At 66.2% G+C, this 22,094-nt stretch carries 19 protein-coding genes; 8 read left to right on the plus strand and 11 right to left on the minus strand.

The genetic code is table 11. The annotated features are described in order from the left end of the window. Positions 1–6: 6 nt before the first annotated feature. The 4 genes from VT03_RS03270 to VT03_RS03285 form a co-directional block, all read right to left on the minus strand. The gene (locus VT03_RS03270; RefSeq protein ID WP_075091665.1) at positions 7–849 is read right to left on the minus strand and encodes a hypothetical protein; all 843 of its coding nucleotides are present in this window, start codon (positions 847–849) and stop codon (positions 7–9) included. Positions 850–943: 94 nt separating this feature from the next. Then, positions 944–1,333, minus strand: a complete 390-nt coding sequence (locus VT03_RS03275; RefSeq protein ID WP_075091666.1) for a hypothetical protein — start codon at positions 1,331–1,333, stop codon at positions 944–946. A gap of 55 nt (positions 1,334–1,388) precedes the next feature. Then, positions 1,389–2,765: a hypothetical protein gene (locus tag VT03_RS03280; RefSeq protein ID WP_075091667.1), complete on the minus strand. Its 1,377-nt coding sequence runs from the start codon at positions 2,763–2,765 to the stop codon at positions 1,389–1,391. A gap of 113 nt (positions 2,766–2,878) precedes the next feature. Beyond that, positions 2,879–3,289 carry a GlsB/YeaQ/YmgE family stress response membrane protein gene (locus tag VT03_RS03285; RefSeq protein WP_075091668.1) on the minus strand — a complete coding sequence of 137 codons (411 nt, stop codon included), beginning with the start codon at positions 3,287–3,289 and terminating at the stop codon, positions 2,879–2,881. Positions 3,290–3,867: 578 nt separating this feature from the next. Here VT03_RS03285 and VT03_RS03290 point away from each other — a divergent pair. The 4 genes from VT03_RS03290 (at position 3,868) to VT03_RS03305 (ending at position 8,635) form a co-directional block, all read left to right on the plus strand. Continuing rightward, on the plus strand, positions 3,868–5,349 hold the full coding sequence (locus tag VT03_RS03290) for a transglutaminase-like domain-containing protein (protein WP_075091669.1): 1,482 nt from the start codon (positions 3,868–3,870) through the stop codon (positions 5,347–5,349). A gap of 30 nt (positions 5,350–5,379) precedes the next feature. Further along, positions 5,380–6,762, plus strand: coding sequence for a tRNA modification GTPase (locus VT03_RS03295; RefSeq protein ID WP_075091670.1), 1,383 nt, complete (start codon positions 5,380–5,382; stop codon positions 6,760–6,762). A gap of 95 nt (positions 6,763–6,857) precedes the next feature. Next, complete coding sequence (locus VT03_RS03300) at positions 6,858–7,916, plus strand: protein arginine kinase (protein WP_075091671.1); 1,059 nt, start codon at positions 6,858–6,860, stop codon at positions 7,914–7,916. Next, a complete protein-coding gene (locus VT03_RS03305) occupies positions 7,913–8,635 on the plus strand; it encodes a class I SAM-dependent methyltransferase (protein WP_075091672.1) in 723 nt (240 codons plus the stop codon). The genes VT03_RS03300 and VT03_RS03305 overlap by 4 nt, the downstream gene beginning before the upstream one ends. Positions 8,636–8,650: 15 nt before the next feature. Here VT03_RS03305 and VT03_RS03310 read toward each other — a convergent pair whose 3' ends face one another. The 4 genes from VT03_RS03310 to VT03_RS03325 form a co-directional block, all read right to left on the minus strand. Next, the gene (locus tag VT03_RS03310) at positions 8,651–9,712 is read right to left on the minus strand and encodes an AAA family ATPase (protein WP_075091673.1); all 1,062 of its coding nucleotides are present in this window, start codon (positions 9,710–9,712) and stop codon (positions 8,651–8,653) included. An 86-nt stretch (positions 9,713–9,798) separates the two neighbouring features. Beyond that, positions 9,799–11,211: a type I glutamate--ammonia ligase gene (glnA, locus tag VT03_RS03315; RefSeq protein WP_075091674.1), complete on the minus strand. Its 1,413-nt coding sequence runs from the start codon at positions 11,209–11,211 to the stop codon at positions 9,799–9,801. A gap of 204 nt (positions 11,212–11,415) precedes the next feature. Next, entirely contained in the window at positions 11,416–13,323 is a 1,908-nt protein-coding gene (locus VT03_RS03320) for an Hsp70 family protein (protein WP_075091675.1), read from the minus strand. 191 nt (positions 13,324–13,514) lie between these two features. Beyond that, the gene (locus VT03_RS03325) at positions 13,515–14,291 is read right to left on the minus strand and encodes a class I SAM-dependent methyltransferase (RefSeq protein ID WP_075091676.1); all 777 of its coding nucleotides are present in this window, start codon (positions 14,289–14,291) and stop codon (positions 13,515–13,517) included. A gap of 517 nt (positions 14,292–14,808) precedes the next feature. Between VT03_RS03325 and dapF the strand changes: the two genes are divergently transcribed. The 4 genes from dapF (at position 14,809) to VT03_RS03345 (ending at position 19,520) form a co-directional block, all read left to right on the plus strand. Then, the gene (gene dapF, locus VT03_RS03330; protein ID WP_075091677.1) at positions 14,809–15,657 is read left to right on the plus strand and encodes a diaminopimelate epimerase; all 849 of its coding nucleotides are present in this window, start codon (positions 14,809–14,811) and stop codon (positions 15,655–15,657) included. A 292-nt stretch (positions 15,658–15,949) separates the two neighbouring features. Further along, complete coding sequence (locus tag VT03_RS03335; RefSeq protein WP_075091678.1) at positions 15,950–16,348, plus strand: GntR family transcriptional regulator; 399 nt, start codon at positions 15,950–15,952, stop codon at positions 16,346–16,348. Continuing rightward, complete coding sequence (locus tag VT03_RS03340; RefSeq protein ID WP_075091679.1) at positions 16,341–17,231, plus strand: ABC transporter ATP-binding protein; 891 nt, start codon at positions 16,341–16,343, stop codon at positions 17,229–17,231. The genes VT03_RS03335 and VT03_RS03340 overlap by 8 nt, the downstream gene beginning before the upstream one ends. A 105-nt stretch (positions 17,232–17,336) precedes the next feature. Continuing rightward, positions 17,337–19,520: a hypothetical protein gene (locus tag VT03_RS03345; RefSeq protein ID WP_075091680.1), complete on the plus strand. Its 2,184-nt coding sequence runs from the start codon at positions 17,337–17,339 to the stop codon at positions 19,518–19,520. Positions 19,521–19,953: 433 nt separating this feature from the next. Here VT03_RS03345 and VT03_RS03350 read toward each other — a convergent pair whose 3' ends face one another. From VT03_RS03350 to VT03_RS03360, 3 genes are all read right to left on the minus strand, one after another. Next, complete coding sequence (locus tag VT03_RS03350; protein WP_156514256.1) at positions 19,954–20,436, minus strand: glutaredoxin family protein; 483 nt, start codon at positions 20,434–20,436, stop codon at positions 19,954–19,956. Positions 20,437–20,554: 118 nt separating this feature from the next. Then, entirely contained in the window at positions 20,555–21,394 is an 840-nt protein-coding gene (locus VT03_RS03355) for a sugar phosphate isomerase/epimerase family protein (protein ID WP_075091681.1), read from the minus strand. Further along, positions 21,391–22,077 (minus strand): ACP phosphodiesterase, encoded by a 687-nt coding sequence (locus VT03_RS03360; RefSeq protein ID WP_075091682.1) that lies wholly within the window; start codon positions 22,075–22,077, stop codon positions 21,391–21,393. The genes VT03_RS03355 and VT03_RS03360 overlap by 4 nt, the downstream gene beginning before the upstream one ends. Positions 22,078–22,094: the final 17 nt, after the last annotated feature.

A 22,094-nucleotide genomic window follows, 5' to 3' on the forward strand; every position in this document is an offset into this window, starting at 1 on the left:
AACCGGTTACGGCTTCGGCAGCACCGTCTCCCGCGTGCCGTCCGACTTGATCCGGAACAGAGCCTTCGCGCGGGGATCGATGAGCAGCAGGTCGTCCCCCTGGAAACGGATTCCGAGCGGGTTGACGAACGGGGCGCCGCTGACCCACTGCTCCGCCTTGCCGTCGTCCGTCACCTTCCAGACGCACTTCTTGTAGCCGTCGCTGACATACGAGACGCCGTCCTTACGGGCGATCTGGTGCGGGAACTCGAAGACGAGGTCCTTCACCACGACGGTGGGCTTCTTGTCCATCGAGAACCGCTGCAGCTGCGGAGCGGGAGAGGAGAGGACCCACAGTTCGTCCTTATCGAAGAAGAGCCCGCGGGCGCCGCCGATGACGGTGAACTCCTCCGGCGGCTGGTTCTTCGGAAGGCCGGCGAGGGGCACCTTCCACACCCGCTGGAGCTCGAGGTCCGAAACGAAGAGGTCGGTCCCGTGCGGGGCCATCGTAATGGGGATGCCGACGTAGCCGTTCGTGAGCGACGTCAGCTCTCCCTTGGGACTGACCTTGTAGACCTCGCGGGTGGCGGAATCGCCGGCGAGGAGCGTTCCGTCGTCGGTCACCGCCAGGCAGCGGATGGCGTTGAGGGGAGTGCGGTACTTCGATGTCCCCTGGACGACGATCTCCAGATTCTCGCCGCGGTAGACCCAGATCCCCGGCAGCTTGAGGTCGGCGATGTAGATCTCCCCCTCCTTACCCACAGCGATGTCGATCGGGTACTTCCACGGCAGGTCGTCCGCACGTCCGGACTGAATGCCCGCTCCGGTGAGGAGAAGAACGACAGCCGCCAGTACGGAGAGGAGTCTCATGGAAGTCGGAAGGGGCTGAAGGGACGAGCCAGACGGGAGATGAAGAAAAGATTAACGATCGAGGCGGCAACAATCGAAGCCGATTTGCGTCTTCTCACGAATCCAGGAGACGTTCGATCGTCTGGATCCGGTCGATCGGCAGGGGCGAGCTTTCCCGGAGCGGAGAGCCGTCGAGCAGGAGGACGAGTTGACCGCGCTGGCTCTTCCGGGCGTCGGGGAAGCCGGTGAGGGTGGTCTGGTCGGCCAACGTGACCTGCACGCGATGGGTTTCCTCGAGCCCCGGGAGACCTTCGACATAGAGAACCGGAAAGCGGCTCCAGGCCCACAGCCAGAGCGAAAGCTGCGGGGCAACTTTCCCGGCGATGTCGAGCCATTCCTCCTCCGCCTTCCGCAGGTCCGCGAGCGGGGCGGAGCGGCACCAGGGGATCAGGACGTCGGCGATCCACTCCTTGCGGGAACGGACCAGATCCGCGAAGTCAGGCATGAGGAACGGAGAGGGGACGCAGAGAGGAAGCGGACGGGTGGAGAGTTGGGCGCGACTACAGGTCCCCAGACCCCTTGGGGGTGGGTTCCGCCGGCGCCATCGGCGCGTTCTGGCCGGCCGGGATGACCCCTTCCAGCACGGTCGCCGGTTCCGTAACGGGGGAGTCAACGATGGTCCGTGGGGGAACCTTCACCGTCAGCCGGAACGAGGGGGGCAGCACGCGCCCGCCCGTTTTCTCCGTCTTCTCCTGGATCTCGAACATCCGTGCGTTGGACGGGACGGCGAAGTACAGCACTCCCTGCGGGTCTTCGTAGATGCAGGGGAAAATCTTCCCGTCCACGACCGCCTCGACCCAGTGGCCGAGAGTCCGGTTAAGGGCGGGGACCCCGAGTCGATCGCGGAACTCGGCCATGTCGCGGATCCCCGACTGGTTCTGCACCGCCGTCGACACACGGCTCACAAAATCGTTGGCAGCGCGGCCGATCGTTGTCGAGCGTGTGATCTGGAGACGCTCCGCGTTCTGGCTGAGCCAAGCCGAGACGATCGGCACCTTGTGAGGATCGATGCGGACGATGTCGGTGTCGTAGCCATCCTTAACCTCGACGATGATTCCCCGCACGTCGCTGAGGAACGAGACCACCATGAGGTTCGAGGCGAGGGGGATCGACGTTTTGTCGAGGACCTGCCGGACGAATTTCACCTGGTCCTCGGTCGCGCCCGCTTCCTGCCAGGAGACCGTGACGCTGATCGGTTTCTTGGGCTCGACGCGCTCGCCGTCGAGTTCTCCGACGTAGTGCTTCTCGTTCAGCTTCATGTAGCCCGCGACCGCTCCGGCGACGATCACGATCGCCAGCACCGGGAGGGCGTAGACCCAGGTGGGGAGCGGCTGCCGGTTCCGGTACTGCGCCATCGCGGGCGAGCCCTGGTACTCCTCCGGCTCATCGTCGAAGAACTGAATATCGGCGTCCGCGCCATCCGTGGGAGGGTTGAAGGGATCGACCGGCTCGATGGGGCGGACCGGTTGGGCAACCGGCGGTTCGGCTTCCGCGACGGAGAATGGAGAGGGAGCGGGGGCCGAGGACTCGGAGCGCCGCTTGCGGCCGGAGCCCGAGGCTTCGTCGGCTGCCGTCCCTCCGCCAAACTTGGCGAAGAAGGATTCGGGGGCGCCCGGTTCGGCTGCGGCTGCCTCGCGGCGGACTGGACGAGGGGCCTCCGCGGGGGCAGCGGCCGGGGCCGCGTTCGCGCGGGAGGCGGATCGGCGGTCGGAGGGGGGTGCCGCTTCCGACGGCGGGGCCGGGGGAGCCGCGAGAGTGGAGGCGGCGGGTACGCGGATCCGCGCGCCGCACTTGGGGCACTTTCCGGATTTCCCTGCGGCGTTGTCCGGCACCTGGACGGCAGCGGAACACGAAGCACATTCAAACTGAATCGACATGAGTCCCAAGATCTACGGGCCACAATTCCGAGGTGGAATTGTAGTCGGATCCGGGACGGGACGCGCCGTCCAGCCCTGTTGTTCGGGGGGCGTTTTCTTGCGGAACGGGAGGTTCATCCCGCTCGGCGGCGTTCTTCGATCCAGACTTCTCGCTTGTTCGACTGCGGGCTGCGGCGGCGAGTGCGGGTTCCGAGTTCGAGCCAGCGGTCTTCCGTTTCGCGGATGAAGGAGCCGGCGAACAGGCGGTAGCAGCCCAGGAGGAGGAAGGCCCCGGCGGTTGAGGCGACGAAGCCCCAGGAGCTGATGGGAGAGACCTTGATACTGCTGGTGAAGAACGAGAGGGAGCCGCAGCCGATGACGGCTCCGACGATTCCCATGACGAGGGTTCCGACCGCTCCGCCGGGGTCGCGGCCGGGCATGATCGCTTTGGCGGTGAGTCCGACGACGGTTCCGAAGCCGACCCACAGCAGGATTTCGTGGGCTCCCTGCTCGAGCGACGTCATGAGGGAAGCGTCCAGTGCCATGGGAGTCTCCGGGAGCGGTGTTGGCCCCGTTTTTGGCGGGACGCGCTTCATGGGATCGACGCGGTGAAACCGTCAGCTCGCGTCAAATCGGTCTTTCCCGTAGGGCTCCCGCAGATTTCGCAGATTGCCAAAGCTGAGCCGTGTCCTCGCCGGCACGACTCGATAGCTCAAACCCAACGTCCCACGGCCGCCTGGGGTCAAGGGGGTCCTACCCCCTTGCCGCCGGAGGCACTTCCATGAGGAACCGTGGGACACAACGGATGTCCCTTTTGTGGAACCGGCGTTGAGACTTCCCGCTCGCATCGGAATCCCCGCGGGTTGGTGAGGGGGCATACGACACGCTGTCCGCGCTTGGACACGATCTCCTTCAGACATCTCTCGACGAGAGGGCCTCCGGCGGGCAAGAGGGCGTTGCCCCCTTGCATCCCCCACCAGGGTGCCCCTGGACCCGGTTGGTGGGGATGCTGGCTATCGTTCTGCCGAGATCGTGTTCAAATCGTCCACGGGATGTGAATAGAATCCTAACATTCCCCCCGGGACGGTGTTCCAGCACCCTCAGCCCTCCGTTCGGAGCCCGTATGCGATCGCTCGTTTCCGCCCTCCTCCTTTTCGCTGCCTGCTCAATCACCCTCCATCCGGCCCGCGCCGATTCCGAGACCTCCAAGCCGCGCGAAGACTGGCAGGTCATCTTCCTCGGCGGCCAGCGGGTCGGATACTCCAGCTCCAACACGCGGACGGTCACCCGCAACGGCCAGGAAGTCCTGATCTCGGACACCCTCGTCGCCATGACGATCAAACGCTTCGGCGTCTCCCTCAAAATGATCGTCCGGCAGTCCTCCGAAGAGGACCCCAAGTCCGGCCGACTCCTGAGCTCCTCGTTCATCTCCGAGAACCCGCCGATCAGCAAAACTGAAATGACCGGGCGGGCCGAAGGAAACGCCTTCCTCCTGGAGACCCGCAACTCGGGCCGCGTGACGAAGTCCCGCGTCGAGATCGGCGACGACGTCCGCTCCCCCGCCTGGCAGGAACGGTACCTGGAGGAACATCCCCTCAAGCCAGGGGAAAGCGCGACGTTCAAGATCTTCTCCCCCGAGACTGCCAAGGTCGCCACGATCAGCCTCAAGGCCCTGGAGCCCGGAGAGACGAAGCTCCTCGACGGATCGGTCCGAAAGTTCGACCGGACCGAGATGAAGAACTCGATCACCCCCGGCGTCGACATGCTGATCTTCAGCGAGCCCGACGGGAAAGTGGCCAAGCTCGAGACGAACGTCCTGGGCATGACGACCTACGCGGTGTCTGAGGCCGAAGCCCTGAAGGCGATCCCGGAGTCGGAACTGGACATCGGCCTCGACGGCCTCATCAAGGTCGAGGTTCCGGATCCGCACCACGCCGAGACCGTGACCTACCGCATCACCGCCACCTCCGCCGATCCCTCAACGTTGTTCGAGAGCGGACGGGACGGCCAGCAGGTGACCCGCAAGACCCCTTCGGAAACGCTTCTGACCGTCTCGCGGGTGCGGCCCCAGCCGCAGCCCGAGCCCGCCAAGAGTCTTCGGGAGGCGAACTCGTTCCTCGACTCGGACAACCCGAAGGTCCGCGCCCTCGCGGATGAGTACGACGCCGCTGGCCAGAGTCCGCGGGAGATTGCCAAGGGGCTGACGCACTTTGTCCACCGGCGGACAAAGAACAAGACCTTCTCCGTCGCAATGGCGACCGCCACCGAAGTCGCAGAGTCGCTGACCGGCGACTGCACGGAGCACTCCGTCCTGCTCGCCGCGCTGCTGCGGGCCAAGGGGATTCCCTCGCGAGTCGCCATCGGACTGGTCTACGTCGATCCGATCAAGGCGTTTGGCGGCCACATGTGGACCGAAGCCTACGTCGATGGCGCCTGGGTCCCGTTCGACTCCGCGCTGGAGATCGTCGACGTCCGGTCGGGCCATCTCAAGATGGGGGACTCGGACCTCTCGGATCAGTCTCCTAATCCGATGACCGACTTCGTGAAGATGATTCACCTCTGGTCCGGTGCGACGATCGCGGTCGTCGATCCGGCCGCGAAGTAACGGGCTCAGGGAAGGAAGTCACTCGCGACGATGGACCTCGACGAGCCGATCTGCGCCATCGCTTCCGCTCCGGGCCGCGCTCCGCGCGGAATCATCCGCGTTTCCGGACGCGATGTCGTGACGGTGGTCGAGCAACTCCTGCCGGCTACGGATGAGGAGGCCGCCGCCTCACCGACCGCGGCCCGCCGGACGCGACGTGCGTTCACCCTGACGGAGGGACCGGCCGACCTCCGCCGGTCGGTTCCGGTGGACCTTCATGTCTGGCCGACGAGCCGCAGCTACACCGGGCAGCCGATGGCGGAGCTGCACCTCGTCGGTTCGCCGCCGATCCTGGAACTGGCGCTGGAACGCCTTGTCCGAAATGGCTGCCGGTTGGCTCGGCCGGGGGAGTTCACGCTGCGGGCCTTCCTGGCGGGGCGGATGGACCTCACGCAGGCCGAGGCGGTGCTGGGCGTCATCGACGCCGAGAGCGAGCACCAGCTCCAGACGGCGCTGACGCAACTGGCCGGGGGCTTGTCGCGGCGGCTCGGAGACCTTCGCGAGCAGCTGCTCTGCGATCTGGCGGACCTGGAGGCGGGGCTCGACTTTGTGGAAGAGGACATCGAATTCGTCAGCCGCACGGATGTCCGGCGGCGAGTCCAGGAGACGATCACCGACGTCGCCACGCTCCTCCGCGTTGCGGAAACCCGTCATCGGGACGCCGCCCGGCCGCAGGTCGTGCTCGTCGGGTTGCCGAATGCCGGCAAGAGCACGCTGTTCAACGCTCTCACCGGCCGCGATCAGGCGATTGTCTCGGATGTCGCCGGGACCACCCGCGACGTTGTTCAGGCGATGGCGGAAATCGACGGACTGTCGGTCGACCTGTTCGACACCGCCGGCTGGGAGGCACCGTCGGACGAGATCATGGCTCAGGCAACCGGGCAGCGGGTGTCGCGGCTTGAACAGGCAGATGTCGTGATCTGGTGCGACGCGGCCGACGCAACAGAGCTGGAGCAGGCCGCGAGTCGCGAGCTTCGAGCGCGGCTCCCAAGGCCGCCGGACCTCGACCTGCTGCTGAAATGCGACGCCGGAACGCAGAGAGTTGGCGACGGGCCGCGGGGACATGTGTCGTGCAGCGTGAAGTCCGGGTTCGGGATGGCCGAAGTCATCGGGGCAATCGCGGGCCGGGCGCGGCGGGACTTTGGTCGGCGGGACGAGATCATCCCCTCGACCGCCGTCCGGTGCCGGGAGGAACTGCGGGCCGCCCTGACGGCCCTTGAATCCGCGATCGCGGCCCTCGACGGCGACCTCGGCGACGAGGTGATCTCGATGGAGCTGCGGCAGGCGCTCGACCGGATCGGCGAGATCACCGGGGCAGTCTCGAACGAGGATGTGCTCGACCGGCTGTTCGCCCGCTTCTGTATCGGCAAGTAGCCTCCGCGGAACCCCCTGTCCCGCCTAGAATTGAAGCCTGCTGGACGTTGGGACCGCATTGCACTAAACATGCGGTGGAATGCAGGAGATTTGAGTTGGAACTCGACACTTTGGCGAAGGGAACCGGCGAGTGGCTGCGAGGGTCGGGACCGGAGTCCGACGTCGTCATTTCGACGCGGATCCGTCTGGCCCGAAACGTTAGCGCAGATCCCTTTCCTCCCCGCGCCTCGGATGAGACCAAGGCGGCGGTCGAGTCGTTGCTGCGCGAGCCGGTTTGCCGGCAGTTCGCGAACCAGGAATTCACCTATCTCCGCCTCGACCAGCTGACGCAGCTCGACGGCCAGTTCCTCGTCGAACGGCAGATGATCAGCCGCGAGCACGCGGAAGGGACCGGGCCCCGCGGCGTGGCGATCAACGCGTCGGAGACGACGAGCGTCATGATCAATGAGGAGGATCACCTGCGGATGCAGTCCCTCCGCAGCGGCTTCGCCGTCGACGAGTGCTGGCAGGAAGCGAATGCGGTCGACGATTCCCTCCAGCAGGCGGTGACGTTCGCCTACAGCCCGCAGTTCGGCTTCCTGACGGCGTGCCCCACGAACGTAGGGACCGGGATGCGGGTCAGCGTGATGGTCCACCTCCCCGCCCTCGTCATGACGAAGGAGATCCAGAAGGTCTTCCAGGCGATGCAGCGGATGGGACTGGCGGTCCGCGGCCTCTACGGCGAGGGGAGCCAGGCGATGGGAGATTTCTACCAGATCTCCAATCAAACGACGCTTGGCCGCTCCGAGGCCCAGATCCTGGCGAACGTGAAGCGGATGGTGCCGGACATCCTCAGCTACGAGCGGCGGGCGCGGCAGGCGCTCCTCAAGGACGCCCGGGCACAGCTGCACGACAAGGTATCGCGGGCCTTCGGGGTCCTGCAGAACGCCCGGACGATCACCGCCGAAGAGACGATGCACCTCCTCTCGAGCGTGCGGCTCGGGCTGTCGCTGGGCCTCGTCAGCGGCGTCACGATTCCCGACCTCAACGTGCTGTTTATCCACACGCAGCCGGCCCATCTGCAGAAGCTGCATCAGACGTCGCTGGAGTCCAAGGACCGCAACGCCGCGCGGGCCGCGTTCCTCCGCGACCGCCTGGGACCCGCCGCGACATGACCAGTGCCGCGGCCACGCTTCCCGCTCCCTTCCATGAGCTCGACCTTCCGCCTCTTCCCGCCTTGCCGGGGGGATGGACCGTCGAAACCTTCCGCGCCGGATCCCGGGACCTGCGGCTCCTGAAGCCGGCGACCCCCGACGTCCTGCTGGACGATCCGGACGTGATCCGCGCGCACCAGAAGAACGGCTACATGCCCTACTGGGGGTACGTGTGGCCCTCGTCCTACACCATGATCAGGGCGCTGGAGAGGCCCCCCTGGAAACGGGGCGAGCGTGTTCTGGAACTCGGCACAGGGACGGGGATCGTCGGCCTCGCGATGCAGGAGGCGGGGGATGTCGTGACCTACAGCGACTACGACCCGACTTCCTGCCTCCTCTGCCGGTACAACGCCCTGGTGAACGGGTTCTCCGCGGACGACGTCCTGCAGCTCGACTGGAACGCGCCGGGAAGCGAAACGTTTCCGGTCATCGTGGGCTGCGAAGTGACTTACGAGCGGGGGAACCATCCCCTGCTGCTGAAAGTCATTGACCGGATGCTGACGCCCGACGGCATCTGCTGGCTCGGCGAGCCCGGGCGGTACTGGTCGCGATTCTTCTTCGACGACGCCCGCCAGCAGTTTCGCGTTCGCGTGCTGAACGAGCGTCTGGAGGAGATCGACGCTCCTCGGAGCGATGCGTTCCAGATCTTCGAGCTGAAGAAGCGGTCGACTGAAAACTGACGACCGACAACTTCCCTACACCCGCGTCAGCTTCTTGCCCCGCTCGTGGAGATCGACCGGGATCGCGGAGATCAGCTGCTCGACGACGTTGTCGGGCGAGACCCCTTCGCTGCTCGCCTGGAACGTCGTCACGATCCGGTGCCGCAGGACCGGAGCCGCGACCGCCTTCACGTCGTCTGTCGAGACGTGGAAGCGGCCCTCCAGGATCGCCCGGGCCTTCGCGCCGAGGATGAGGTACTGCCCCGCCCGCGGTCCAGCTCCCCAGGAGATGTACTGCTTCACGAAACTCGTCGCGTCTTCTTCGTTCGGCCGCGTCGCCCGGACAAGGTCGCGGGCATAGACGAAGACGTGCTCGGCGACCGGGACTTTGCGGACGATTTCCTGCAGGGCCAGGATCTGCTCGCCGGTGAGGGCGTGCTTGAGCTGCGGCTCGTCGCCGCTCGTCGTCTGCTTGAGGATCCGCAGCTCTTCAGCCGCGGTCGGGTACTTGACCACGATGTTGAACATGAACCGGTCGAGCTGCGCTTCGGGAAGCGGATAGGTCCCTTCCTGCTCGATCGGGTTCTGCGTGGCGAGGACGAAGAACGGGCTCGGCAGCCGGTAGGTGTTCGAGCCGACCGTGACGTGCCGCTCCTGCATCGCCTCCAGGAGCGCCGCCTGGGTCTTGGGGGGCGTCCGGTTGATCTCGTCCGCCAGGAGCATGTGCGTGAAGAGGGGCCCCTGCATGAACTGGAACGTGCGGCGGCCGGTCTCCGGGTCGTCCTGGAGGACGTCGGTCCCCGTGATGTCGGAGGGCATCAGGTCGGGGGTGAACTGGATCCGGCGAAACGAGAGCTGCAGGATCTTGGCGACCGTGCTGACGAGCAGCGTCTTGGCGAGCCCGGGAACACCGACCAGAAGGCAGTGCCCCTTGCTGAAGAGGGCGATCAGGAGCTGATCGACCACTTCGTTCTGGCCGATGATGACCTTCCCGATCTCCTCCCGCATCCGCGAGTAGGCGCTCGCCAGCCCCCGGATCGCCTGGGCTTCCTTCTCGCGAGCATCGCCGCCGCCGCCGAGATCCGCTTCTGCCACCATGACCGTGACTCCGGACGAATGAGAGCTGCTTCTTCGTACGGGCGACGCGGCCGCGCGAACGCAGCTCGCGGCCGGACGCCGATCGATCAAATGTCGTAGTACATCGCGAATTCCCACGGATGCGGGCGTTCGCGGATGGCGTCGACTTCCTGAGTCTGCTTGTACCAGATCCAGGTGTCGATGACGTCTTCGGTGAAGACGTCCCCCCGCAGGAGGAACTGGTGGTCCTCGCGGAGGGCCGCCAGGGACTCTTCGAGCGAGGCCGGGACCTTCGGGAACGCCTCGAGTTCGCTCGGACGGAGATCGTAAATGTCCTTGTCGAGCGGCGGACCGGGATCGATCTGCCGCTGGATGCCGTCGAGGGCCGCCATCAGGATCGAGGCCATCGCGAGATAGCCGTTGCTCGACGCGTCCGGACAGCGGAACTCGAACCGCTTGTTCCCCGGCCGGGACTTGTGGACCGGGATCCGGACCGCCGCCGAGCGGTTCCGGAAGCTGTAGGTCAGGTTGATCGGGGCTTCAAAGCCCGGCACGAGCCGCTTGTAGCTGTTCGTCGTCGGGCAGCAGAACGCCATCAGGGCCGGAGCGTGCTTCAGGATCCCGCCGAGGGCGTAGAGGGCGGTCTCACTGAGGCCGCCGTAGCCCGATCCCGCGAAGAGGGGCTGGTTCGCCTTCCAGAGCGAGAGGTGCAGGTGCAGCCCCGAGCCGTTGTCGTTCCAGAGGGGCTTCGGCATGAACGTCGCCGACTTACCGTGGCGGGCGGCGACGTTCTTGACGATGTACTTCATCCGCAGCAGGTGGTCCGCCGACCGGACCAGCGGACCGTACTTGAGGTCGATCTCGCACTGCCCGGCGGTCGCGACCTCGTGGTACTGAGCCCCGACGTCGACCCCGCATTCCTGCAGGGCGAGCATGATCTCGGTCCGCAGGTCCTGGAGCGTGTCGCTCGGGGGGATCGGGAGGTAGCCCTGCTTCTTGCGGATCTTGTAGCCCGCATTCGTCCCCTGCTGGGGGGCGCCACGGTTCCACTCCCCCTCGATGCTGTCGATGTGGTAGTAACCCTCGTGGTCGTTCTGGTCGAAGCGGACGTTGTCGAAGATGAAGAACTCCGACTGCACGCCGAAGCTCGCCACGTCCGCGATCCCGGTGGAGAGCATGTACCGCTCCGCTTTGCGGGCGACGTTCCGGGGGTCCTTCGCGTAGTCCTCGCGGGTGATCGGCTCCTGGATGTTGCAGGTCATCACCAGCGTCGACTGATGGAACGGGTCGACGTAGGCGGTCTCGGCCTGCGGAACGACGAGCATGTCGCTCTCGTTGATCGCCTGCCATCCGCGGATCGACGAGCCGTCGATCGTGAAGCCTTCGGCGAAGCTGTCCTCCGTCAGCTCCTTCACGGGGATCGTGAAGTGCTTCTGGGTGCCGGGAAAGTCCATAAATCGGAGGTCGACCGCTCGAATTTCCGCCCGCCGACAGAGCGCAAGAACTTCCTTGGGTGTCATGGATGCCGTGATTGCTGTGATGACGTCTAACGGTGAGCGACCACCAGAGAGTCTGTGGGTTGACGGCCTGAACGTCAATGACACGGCGACTTTATAACGATCGTCCGAACGAAGATTCTTCAGCGCGCTCGTAAATCGCCTCCCCTGCCCCGTCCAGAGCGGCGGTGGCCGGCGGGAGGCCTTCGGTTCGGGCGGGCGATCGGCTCACGAGCCGCCGCGGTTTCCGCCGGGCGGGCGGACCATCGGTTCGGTTTCCGCTTTGTGGGGATCTTCGCGGGTCGCCTTGGGAGCCGATTTCCCCGGCTTGGCGGGACGGAAGGTCATCTTCTTCTGCGTGACGCTCGGCGAGACCGCGCCGCAGGCCGTGCAGACGCCGCGGACATTCAGAGGCTCGCCGCACTGGTTGCACAGCGGAATGAGCCGTTCCGCCTCTTCGAGGAACCGCGAGCTCGACTTCGAGCTCTCTTTGGGGACCGCGTCCGGCTTCCCGGCGGCGGGGCGGCTTGCCGCGGGAGGAGCCTGGGCCGAACCGGACTTGGACGAAGTCTTTTTCGCTTCCGCCGGGGGAACTCCGCCGCTGCGGACGATGACCGCCTCCGGGCGGATGATCGAGGCCCGGGCCGCGCGGCCGCTCTTCGGTTCAACCGCGGAGACGTGGACCCGCGCCTGCTCGTCGTACCGGATCGTCACCTCGATCGACGTCTGGACCGGAAGGCCCGAGGGGAGATCCTCGACCACGCACTCGCCGAGCCGGACCGACGGCTCCTCGAGCGTCGTCCCGCTCTCGACGATGTGCAGGTGGACCCGCTGCTGGTTCTCGACGACTGTCCCGAAGGTCTGCTTGTAGGCGCACGGCAGCGGGGTGTTGGCCGGGATCAGGTAGTGCGGCACGCGATCGCCGCCCAGGCCGTCGCGGATCAGGATCCCCAGGTGCCGCGCGCAGACGCTCTGCTGCTGGAACCGGGCCAGGCGGGCGGAGGCGTCCTTGCTCAGGATCGAACGGGCGAACTTCTCCCCGCTGAGGAGCATCCCGGCGTAATACGCCGCCCCGTGCGAGATCGACTGGTCGGGAGAGAGCGTGGCATTGATCGTCGTGCCGCTGATCCGCTTGAGCATCCCCTGGACCATCGGCATCCGGGTCGCCCCGCCGGTGATCAGGACGGCGTCGACCTTGGCCCAGCCGAGCTTATTGTCCCGCAGCAGGGCCCGCGTGATCTCTTCGAGCCGGTTGACGAGCGACGAGCTCTGCTGCTCGAACGCCAGCCGCTCCAGCGCCACCACCTTCCGCCGTCCCATGTGCTGGACGGTGATGAGGGCCTTGCTGCGGACGCTCAGGCTTCGCTTGGCCTGCTCCACCTCAAGGTAGAGAGCCTGCATCGTCTCCAGGTCGAGCCGCGGGTCGTCCCCCAGCTCCCGCGTGAAACTGTCGCAGGCGAAGGTCTCGATGACCTTGTTCCAGTCCAGGCCCCCGAGGTTCAGGTCCCCTCCGCTGGCGACGACCGTCACCTTCTGCTTGTTGTAACGGACGAGCGACAGGTCGAACGTCCCGCCCCCGAGGTCGAAGACCATCACGGTCTGGTCGTTGGCCAGTTCCGCGAACCACATCCCTTCCCCAAGGACGTAGCACAGGGCCGCGGCGACCGGCTCGTTGATGATGTCGACCCGCTCCAGCCCCGCCTTGCGGGCCGCCTCTTCGGTCTTCTGCCGCTGGATGTCGCCGAACTGGGCCGGAACGGTGACCACCGCCTGCGTGATCGGCCCCCCCAGCCGCTCCTCCGCCGCCGAGATGAGCTTCTTCAGCACGAATGCGGAGATGTCTTCGGGCCGGTACGTCTTGCCGTCGATGACCCACGACTTGTGGGGGTCTCCCATATACCGCTTGGCATGCTGGACGACCCGCGTGGGGTGCAGCACCGCGTTCCGCAGCGCCTCCGAGCCGACGATCGGCTCGTCCCCCTCGAAGAGGACGACCGACGGCGTCGTCAGCTCCCCTTCCTGGTTCGGGACCGTCACCGGCTGTCCCTGCGGAGTCAGGTAGGAGATGCAGGAGTACGTCGTCCCCAGGTCGATGCCGACGGCGAAGGTCCGATGGGGCTGAGTTGCGGGGGCCATGAGGGGTCCGGGATCGAGGGGATGTGCGAACCGCGCAGAGGAGGCCCTTCATCATATCCCGGGACTCGGAACAGAATCAGGCCTCATCCCCGCCTTAACGTCCCGGACGCCGGAAGATTTTCGCGATTCCGGCCGAAATCGGCCCCGCGGTCGAGATCGCTACGCCGCCCCCGGCCTCACCGGAAGATCGCTCAGGCCTCCTTGCGGGCCTCGAAGATGATCCCGCCGGCCCGGAGGGCCTTGTGGAGCCGCGTGAAGTAGATCTGCTGGGACCACGGCAGGCCGCATTCCTCGCAGGCCTGGCGGAGCTCGGCCCGGTTGAAGGTCCGGCACTTCCAGGTGCGGCTGTTGAACGCCCCCTGGAACGTGTCTTCGGTCGCCAGCATGTACAGACTGCCGCCAGGCTGGAGGACGCGGCCGATTTCGCGGAGAGCGGGACGGGGGTCGAGCTGGTACTCCATCACCCAGCCGCAGGTGACGCAGTCGAAGGCTCCGTCGGCGAACGGCAGCCTGGTCATGTCGGCGGCGACGTAGTGCGGCCGCGTGCTCCGCATCCGGCGGCGGGCCCGGACGAGCATCTGCGTCGAGAGGTCGATTGCGATGAGATTCGCGTCGGCGTCGGCCAGGGTCAGGAGGTGCTTGAGGATCTGGCCCGCTCCGGCGCCGATGTCGAGGATCGACTTGCGGCCGGAGACGTTGATCCGCTGTTTCCGCAGGAGTCGGCCGACGAGCGGTTCATGGAGCGAGGCGATGCTGGCGAGATGCAGCATGGCGCCGGCGGGGCCGTCGTAGTGGTCGCGGACGTGATCGCGGTAGGCCTTGAGGTTGAGGCGGCGGATTCCGGCGAACTCGACGACCCGTTGAAACAGGGTGCGGGGCCGGGAGGGGGATTGCGGGAGATGGACGTGGGAGGGGTGGGACGAGTGCGACAGGGGGGAGTGGGGGGTGGGCTCGAGACCGGAAGACACTGTGGGAACTCCATTTGAGGCGCGGCGTGGTCCGACAGAATCGGCACTTCGACGCGGGTATATCCTGAAGATTCCAGCGGAAGCATTCCACTCAGCGGCGGGCGAGCGTCTATTGCGCCCCCGACGAGATGGGCCTCACCGGGGCCAGGGGCCCCTGGTGGGGGATGCAAGGGGGCTCCGAAAGCACAATACAGTCCCCCTGCCCACCGGAGGCTTGTCTCGTCGGGAACCGTCGTAAGGATTGCGTGTCCGAGCGCGGACACCGTGCTGCATGCCCCCTCACCAACCCGCGAGGATTCCAGAGCGGGCGGTGAGTCCTCGACGCCGGTTCCACAAAGGGGAGGTCCGTTGTGTCCCACGGTTCCTCATGGAAGCGCCTCCGGCGGCAAGGGGGTGAGACCCCCTTGACCCCGGCTGCCGTAGCACGTTGGGTTTGAGGGAACATAGCCGTGCCGGCAAGGACGTTGGACGATATCCTTTAGCACTTCCCAGTCGAGAGTCAGTCAGAGTCGAAAAGATGCGTTTCACCAAGATGCACGGGGCGGGCAATGACTACGTCTATGTCAATTGCTTCGCCGAGCCGGTTCCCGCCGATATCCCCGCCACCGCGATCGCCGTCAGCGACCGCCACTTCGGGATCGGCGGCGACGGCCTCGTCCTGATCGGGCCGTCCGATAAGGCGGACGCCCGGATGCGGATGTTCAACGCCGACGGGAGCGAGGCCGAAATGTGCGGCAACGCCGTCCGGTGTGTCGCCAAGTTCGTCCACGACCACGGCATCTGCCGGAAGGACGAACTCCGGATCGAAACGGGGCGCGGCGTCCTCACGCTCCAGCTGCTTGTCGAAGGAGGGAGCGTCCATCGCGTCCGCGTCAACATGTCGTCGCCGATCCTCAGGAGTGCCGACATCCCGACAACGCTCCCCGGCGATCCACCGGTCCGGGCGCCGCTCGAAGTCGCGGGCCGCAAGCTGGAAGTGACCTGCGTCTCGATGGGGAATCCCCACTGCGTCACGTTCGTCGACCAGATCACCGACGAATGGGTCCACGGCGTCGGCCCGCAGATCGAGAAGCACCCCGCCTTCCCTCGGAAGATCAACGCCGAGTTCGTGCAGGTGCTCTCACGCAGCGAGATCAACATGCGGGTCTGGGAGCGGGGAAGCGGCGAGACGCTGGCCTGTGGAACCGGGGCCTGCGCGTCGGCCGTCGCGGCGATTCTCAATGGTCTCTGCGACCGGACCGTCCTGTGCCACCTCCCAGGCGGCGATCTGACTCTGGAGTGGTCCGAAGGGGGAGATGTCTTCATGACCGGTCCGGCGACCGAAGTCTTCTCGGGGGTCTGGAACCCGAGCGGGGCGGTTCGCTAGGAACGGGTTAAACAGCAAGACACCAAGATTGCACCAAGGACACAAAGGGGGAGTGACGCGATTCGTCGCGTCATTCCCCCTTTGTCTTGCGCAATGGATCGCTCTAGGCCGTGTGAGGATCTCACCCTTCCTCCCTCTTGGTGCCCATTGTGCCTCCTTGGTGCCTTGGTGTTTCCTCTTCTTCATCCCTACAGCCAGCAGACCGGGCCGCTGCCTCGAACGCGACGGGAAAAAATCGCGGGAGATTTCTGTTGAACCTCCGCGCCGAGTGCATTACTGTTGTAATACAGTTATGCAAAGAGACTCACTCCAATTCCAGGTCAGTCCAACGTCGGGGATCCCGATCTACCGGCAGATCATGGACCAGGTCCGGGCCCTGATCGCCGGCGGGAAAGCCCAGCCGGGCGACGTCCTCCCGAGCGTCCGCCAGATGGCGGCCGATCTGGGGGTCAACATGATGACCGTGTCGAAGGCCTACGCGAAGCTGGAGGCGGAGCAGGTCGTCGAGCGGGCCCGGGGCAAGGGGATGGTCATCGCGGCGGCGCTCCCCTCCGGCTCGATTGGCCAGCGGCAGGACGAGATCCGGCCGCACCTGGAGCCGGGGGTCGTCCGGGGCCGACAGCTGGGACTCTCCGACGGACAGATTCTCGATGTCGTCAAGGAACTCCTGCGGGATACGAATCATGAATGACGTCATTGTCTTCGATCAGCTCGTCAAGCAGTTCGGACAGAAGACCGTCCTCGACGGTGTGTCGCTCCGCGTTCCGCGGGGGCGGGTCATCGGACTCGTGGGGACGAACGGGGCGGGGAAGTCGACCCTCATCAAGTGCCTGCTGGGGCTGCTCAAGCCGACCTCGGGGCACTGTGAGCTGCTCGGTGAAAACTCCTGGACCTTGAGCGACACCGCCAAAGAGCGGTTCGGGTACGTCCCGCAGGAGGTCCAGCTCTACCCGTGGATGAAGGTGAAGCACCTCGTCCGGTATGTCGGGGCGTTCTACCGCAACTGGGACCAGGCGTGGGCCGAAGAACTCCTCAACCGCTGGGAGCTTCCGCGGGAGGACCGGTTCGCTCCGCTCTCGACCGGGCAGAAGCAGAAGCTGGCGATCGTGCTGGCCCTGGCGCATCGTCCGGATGTCCTGATCCTCGACGAGCCGGTCGCGAGTCTTGACCCGGTCGCCCGGCGGCTGTTCCTGGAGTCGATCCTGGAGATCGTCGAGGACGAGCAGCACACCGTCCTGTTCTCAACGCACATCACGTCGGACCTCGAACGGGTCGCCTCGCACGTGGCGATCCTGCAGGAGGGGCGGATCGTCTACAACGACGATCTCGACACGCTCAAGGAACGGGTCAAGCGACTGCGGATTGAGTCCCGCGCGGACCTGCCCGCCTCCTTCGCCATCGCCGGGGCCCTGCGGTCGGAAGTCCGCGGCCGGCACGCGCTCGTCGCCGTCTCACAGGTGGACGACGCGCTCCTCGACGATGTGGCCCAGCGCTGGCAGGCGACGGTGGAAGTGGAAGACCTCAACCTGGAAGAGATCTTTCTCGAGATGCATGAGAAGTCCGGGGCCCGCTGAACGCGGCGAGCGGAACGGGACGAGGGGATGGACACGCCGCGGCGCCTGATGTCGTCCGCGCGACGGTCATGAGACGGATGCAGAGGGGGAGGGGGGAGAGCGACCATGTCGACGAAAGTGCTCAACATTCTGCGGGTCTATCTTTCACGCCCCTGGGTGTGGCTGATGGCGGGGCTGGCGCTGCTGCAGGCGGCTCCCGCGGTGACGATCTTCTACGGCATGCGACTCCAGGGGATCGTCAAGGTCCTGCCGGAGGTCGCGGCGCCGCGGGAGGTCCTGAAGGACTACCGCGAGTTCTTCGACGTCGCCCGCGAACAGCGGCTGGGCCAGGTCGAGGCGATCGATCTTTCGAACTCCGCTCCCACGATTCCCGCCACGCCGTTCCGGATTGTCCCGATCCAGCCGACGGGATGGACGATCGAGCCGACCGACGGAACCACTCCCGGACCGACTTTCGCCGCGCGGGAAGAGATGGGGGTCCTGGTCCATGCGCCGCATCTGCGGTATCTCAAAGCGGACGCCTGTCCGTTTTCGGTTGACGGTCTTCGTCGTCTGGGGGAACTGAAGCAGCTGAAGTTCCTCTCCCTGCGGAACGCCTCGGCGTCCGACCCCAAGACTCTCGAAGCCGCGAGCGTTGTCGTCCCCGAAGTCCTCGGAAGACTGTCGGAACTCCGCGAGCTCGACCTGACGAACGCGTTCGCCATGCGCGTCCCGGTCCCTGCCCTTCCTGGACTGACCTGGCTGGCGATCGGCCCCCGTCTGGACCTGGAGAAGGACCTGCGGCAGCTGGCCCGGACCTCCCCCGCCCTCCGGACGCTCGTCCTGACCGGGGCGTCCAACCTGCCGCTGACCGAGGGAGCCCAGGACGCTCTTGGCGAGTTCAAGAACCTGCGGGCCGTGTACCTGGACGAAATGCCGGACGGGGCGGCCCTGCGGTCGGCGCTCGCCTCCCGGTATTCCGGCGTGGCGTTTCCGCGGACCAGCTACCTTCAGCAGCGGGTCTATGGCAGCCTCTACGTGGGGATCGCGCTGATGTTCCTCAGCATGATCAACTGGTTTCAGGCGCTGGTCGCCTTCGGCATGAGCTTCTCGCGGACGACCCCCGGTTTTGCGCCGGCGCACCTGGGCGTCTCGCTCGTCTATACCGCGGGCCTGCTGCTGGTCGGAATCCCGCTGCTGATCTGGCTTGGCACCGATCCGCTCGCCGCCGTGGTCCTCCCACTGACCATCGTCTCGCTGATGATCTCTCCGCAGCCGGCGTCCGACGTCACTCCGAGCGGAACGCTGGTCGCGAAGCTGGTCTCCTCCTGGCGATTCCTGGCGATCGGCATGGCGCTGGTCTCCGTCTACCTGAGCCCGGTCACGGTTGACGCCTTCCTCGCAGGAGAGATGCGGGTTGTCGCGGGCCTGGCCCTGCTGATCGAGATCGCAGCTTCGAGCTGGGCGCTCCGCCGCCTGACGCGGCAAGCCTGCGTGGTGAGCGAACGCGGGCAGACCAACATTCCCGGACTCATCCCGACGACGCAGACTGCGTGGCAGAACCCGATCCTCAATCGCCGCGGCGGGGGGATGGCTCTCACCGAAGGGTGGCAGGACTGGGGATTCGAAAAAGTTCTCGGGCGGTCTCATCTCGGCCTGACGACGCTGCTGGCCGCGGGGAACCCCGGCGGCTTCTGGTTCGCCCGGGGGCTCGTGCTGCTGGCGGTCCTGAGCTTCTCGGGGATGATCGTCCAGCGGACCGGACGGCAGTCGATCGAGGCCGCCGCGCCGTTCCTCATGCTGCAGGGAGGCCTGATCTTCGTGATCTGGATGTTCGCCCAGTGGGTGGCGCGCCGCCCGATGCTGTGCTCCGAGTTCCTCCGGCCGGTGACGAGGCAGCGGCTTTACGGCAGCCTGTGGTCCGCCACGGCGATTGACATGGGGCGGATCTTTCTGGTGCTGACCATCATGGGGGCAGGAGCCCTGGTGTACCGCAAGGAGGACGGTGAAGTCTGGAGCGTCTTCCTGTTGACGATGGGAGCTTTGTTCCTGCTCGTTCACGGCTATCTGATGTGGGCCCTCACGGCCCGCCGACTGTGGGTCCCGCTGATCTGCGGAGCGATCACGATCTTCGGGGCTCTGCCTCTTCTGGTGATCATTCCGGCGACGCTGGTCCCGGATCAGCCTGGAACGCGGGGATCGATCTGGCCGGTCTTCGTTGCTCTGACGGCGGGGATTGTGACGGGGATCGGCCTGGAGGTCTGGAGGAAGCGCCGCTGGATGCGAATGGAGTTCGCGGCGATCGGGTGAACGGCGGCCGCGAGGCTGGGACGTGCCGGCGACGAATGAACCTCACCGGGTCCAGGGGCACCCTGGTCAGGGGGTGCAGGGGGCAGAATGCCCCTTGCCCGCCGGAGGCCTGGCTGTCGGGGACTGTCTGAAGGAGCACATGTCCAAGCGGGGACAACGTGCCGGATGCCCCCTCACCAACCCGCGGGGATTGCAAAGTCAGCGGTGTGATGTGAGGCAGTCCTCAACGGTGGTACCACAAAGCGGACGTCCGTCGTGTCCCACGGTTCCTCATGGAAGTGCCTCCGGCGGCAAGGGGTTGCCCCCTTGACCCCGGCTGCCGTAGCACATTGGGTTTGAGCGAGCACCGCCTTGCCGGCAAGAACGCAGGTTGAGCCAAACGCGGTAGACTCTGGACCTCCGTCCCATTTCGACCAACGCCGGAACGCAACCCCTACTCCGGCAGCGGAGGCGTCCCCTCAATGAGCCGGCGAAGCAGGACCTCGTTAATCACCCCCTTGAAGCGGGCCCGCCCGTCCAGTTCCAGCACCGGCACCCACGTATCAAGCCGCTCCCGCAGAGCCGGATCGAGATCGATGTCGACCTCCGTCACCGGCGGCAGGTAGTCCGTGTAGTGGGCCAGCAGCTCCTTCGCCTCGTCGCAGAGCGGGCAGTCCTGACGGGTGAACAGGACGGCAAAGCGGAACCGCTGGCCCGGAAACGTCGGCGACCAGCCGACCGGTCCGTGATCCGCGAACCACAGCTGCCGGCTCCCCAGGACCATCATCCCCAGGAAGATCCCGCACCACAGCGGCGTGGCGACGCCGAAGACGCGGTCGAGCGTCAACAGGCCAAGCGGCCCGGAGAACTCGACCGCCAGCAGCCCGGCCGCTCCGCCCAGGAAAAACGCCGTTCCCAAACCGCTCGCGCGAATCATGAGGCGGTCACCCGGGAAGCGGACCGGGGGCGCGGGACCAGGCTCCGGCGAGCCGGCCGCGATGCCCGCGCACCGCGGCCTCTCCCCCCTGATCCGCCGATTCTGCCCAGGCCGCCAATCACTTCGAGCGGGCCTTCATGAACGCCAGGCCCTTCGTCGCGAGATGCTCTTCCGAAGGGAACATCCGCCGCCAGATCCGGGTGGCGGCCGCCAGGTCCGGCAGCGCCAGGCCGAAGGCTTCGATCATCATCCAGCCGTCGTACTTGACGTCCTTGAGGGCCTGGAAGCTGGCGTCCCAGTTGATGCCCCCTTCGCCCGGCGTGGAGCGGTCGTTCTCGGAGATGTGCACGTGGACCATCTGGTCCGCGCACGCCTTGACCGCCGCGCCGATGTTCTTTTCCTCGATGTTCGCGTGGAACGTGTCGTACATCATCTTGAGGTTCGGGTGGTTCACCTCGCGGGTGAACCGGGCACAGTCCTCGGCACAGTTGAGGAAGTAGCACTCGAACCGGTTCAGGTACTCGACGACGAGCGTCACGTTGTTGGCTTTGGCGTGGTCGGCCGCCTTGGCCAGGATCTCCTGGCCCCACTTCCACTCTTCTTCCGTCCGCCCCTTCCCGGTGAATTCGCCGAGGGCGGAGTGGATCGGCCCGCAGAGGTGCGTCGCGCCGGCCGCGGCGACCATGTCGATCGCCTTCTTGAGCCGCGCGAGGCCCGCCGCCCGGATCCCGGCGTCGGGCGAGATCGGGTTCTCGGTCGGGGTGCAGACCGTCACGGCCGTCGCGCCGAGGCCCAGTTCCTTGAGCCGCTTGCCGACCGCCTGGTAGTTGGCCAGCGTCATGTCGAACACCGGCAGCTCGACCCCGTCGTAACCCCAGCCTTTGATCTTTTCCAGGAGCGGGGCCGTCGAGTCGTCGACCGCCGAGGTCCACAGGAGCAGATTCATCCCGTACTTCATTGGAGCGTCCTCAATGCAGTGGTAGGCCAGGTGAACAGGTCGTCCGGCAGGAGTGCGTGAAAATGCTCCTCGACGATGACTGCCCCCTCCCGCAGCACCGGCAGGGCCGTCTGGGGGAGGTCCGGCAGTTTGACCCGCCGCATGACTTGGTTCAAGCGTCGCAGAAGCCGCTCGGGATCGGGGTAATCGACGAGAAACCGCTCCTCGATGAAGAGCGGAATCAGACGGGAGAGCCGTTCCGTCGGGGTCCGGGCGGCCCGGTTGACCACTCCCTGGACCAGGTGGCCGTCGACTTCCCGCAGCCCCTCGTAGTAGCGGTCGAGGGCCCCCGGGTGCCGCTCCATCAGGGCGACGTCGAGGAGCAGTTCCATGACGACATGCCCCAGGAAGCTGGCGGGGAAGTCCGGATCGGGATCGAGCGCCCGGAACGCGGCGGTGAGGCGGTTCGTCGCCAGGGCGAATCCCGGCGTGGCGTGGAACCACTGGTCGTCGCTGAGGTGCTGGAGGATCCCGTAGGCGATCTCCCGCTCCTCGTGGCTGCCAAGCGATTCGACGATCGGCTCCAGGATCCGCGACCGGACCCGGACCTGCCGGTCGGCGACGGAGAGCCAGTCCGGAACGGCGGTCCCCGCCGCGAACCAGGGGCGGTCCAGATAACGGAGGGCGTGGGCGAGGTAGTTCATCGGCAGCCGGGAAGGAG

The organism is Planctomyces sp. SH-PL14, from assembly GCF_001610835.1.
GTDB lineage: Bacteria > Planctomycetota > Planctomycetia > Planctomycetales > Planctomycetaceae > Planctomyces_A.

What these genes read in the sequence shown, in the direction of transcription:
- VT03_RS03310 (WP_075091673.1), bottom strand. Translation starts at nt 9,712, where the DNA reads ATGGTGGCAGAAGCGGATCTCGGCGGCGGCGGCGATGCTCGCGAGAAG.
- VT03_RS03270 (WP_075091665.1), bottom strand. Translation starts at nt 849, where the DNA reads ATGAGACTCCTCTCCGTACTGGCGGCTGTCGTTCTTCTCCTCACCGGA.
- VT03_RS03290 (WP_075091669.1), top strand. Translation starts at nt 3,868, where the DNA reads ATGCGATCGCTCGTTTCCGCCCTCCTCCTTTTCGCTGCCTGCTCAATC.
- VT03_RS03345 (WP_075091680.1), top strand. Translation starts at nt 17,337, where the DNA reads ATGTCGACGAAAGTGCTCAACATTCTGCGGGTCTATCTTTCACGCCCC.
- VT03_RS03295 (WP_075091670.1), top strand. Translation starts at nt 5,380, where the DNA reads ATGGACCTCGACGAGCCGATCTGCGCCATCGCTTCCGCTCCGGGCCGC.
- VT03_RS03275 (WP_075091666.1), bottom strand. Translation starts at nt 1,333, where the DNA reads ATGCCTGACTTCGCGGATCTGGTCCGTTCCCGCAAGGAGTGGATCGCC.
- VT03_RS03340 (WP_075091679.1), top strand. Translation starts at nt 16,341, where the DNA reads ATGAATGACGTCATTGTCTTCGATCAGCTCGTCAAGCAGTTCGGACAG.
- VT03_RS03305 (WP_075091672.1), top strand. Translation starts at nt 7,913, where the DNA reads ATGACCAGTGCCGCGGCCACGCTTCCCGCTCCCTTCCATGAGCTCGAC.
- VT03_RS03280 (WP_075091667.1), bottom strand. Translation starts at nt 2,765, where the DNA reads ATGTCGATTCAGTTTGAATGTGCTTCGTGTTCCGCTGCCGTCCAGGTG.
- VT03_RS03360 (WP_075091682.1), bottom strand. Translation starts at nt 22,077, where the DNA reads ATGAACTACCTCGCCCACGCCCTCCGTTATCTGGACCGCCCCTGGTTC.
- VT03_RS03355 (WP_075091681.1), bottom strand. Translation starts at nt 21,394, where the DNA reads ATGAAGTACGGGATGAATCTGCTCCTGTGGACCTCGGCGGTCGACGAC.
- VT03_RS03285 (WP_075091668.1), bottom strand. Translation starts at nt 3,289, where the DNA reads ATGGCACTGGACGCTTCCCTCATGACGTCGCTCGAGCAGGGAGCCCAC.
- VT03_RS03320 (WP_075091675.1), bottom strand. Translation starts at nt 13,323, where the DNA reads ATGGCCCCCGCAACTCAGCCCCATCGGACCTTCGCCGTCGGCATCGAC.
- dapF (WP_075091677.1), top strand. Translation starts at nt 14,809, where the DNA reads ATGCGTTTCACCAAGATGCACGGGGCGGGCAATGACTACGTCTATGTC.
- VT03_RS03335 (WP_075091678.1), top strand. Translation starts at nt 15,950, where the DNA reads ATGCAAAGAGACTCACTCCAATTCCAGGTCAGTCCAACGTCGGGGATC.
- glnA (WP_075091674.1), bottom strand. Translation starts at nt 11,211, where the DNA reads ATGACACCCAAGGAAGTTCTTGCGCTCTGTCGGCGGGCGGAAATTCGA.
- VT03_RS03350 (WP_156514256.1), bottom strand. Translation starts at nt 20,436, where the DNA reads ATGATTCGCGCGAGCGGTTTGGGAACGGCGTTTTTCCTGGGCGGAGCG.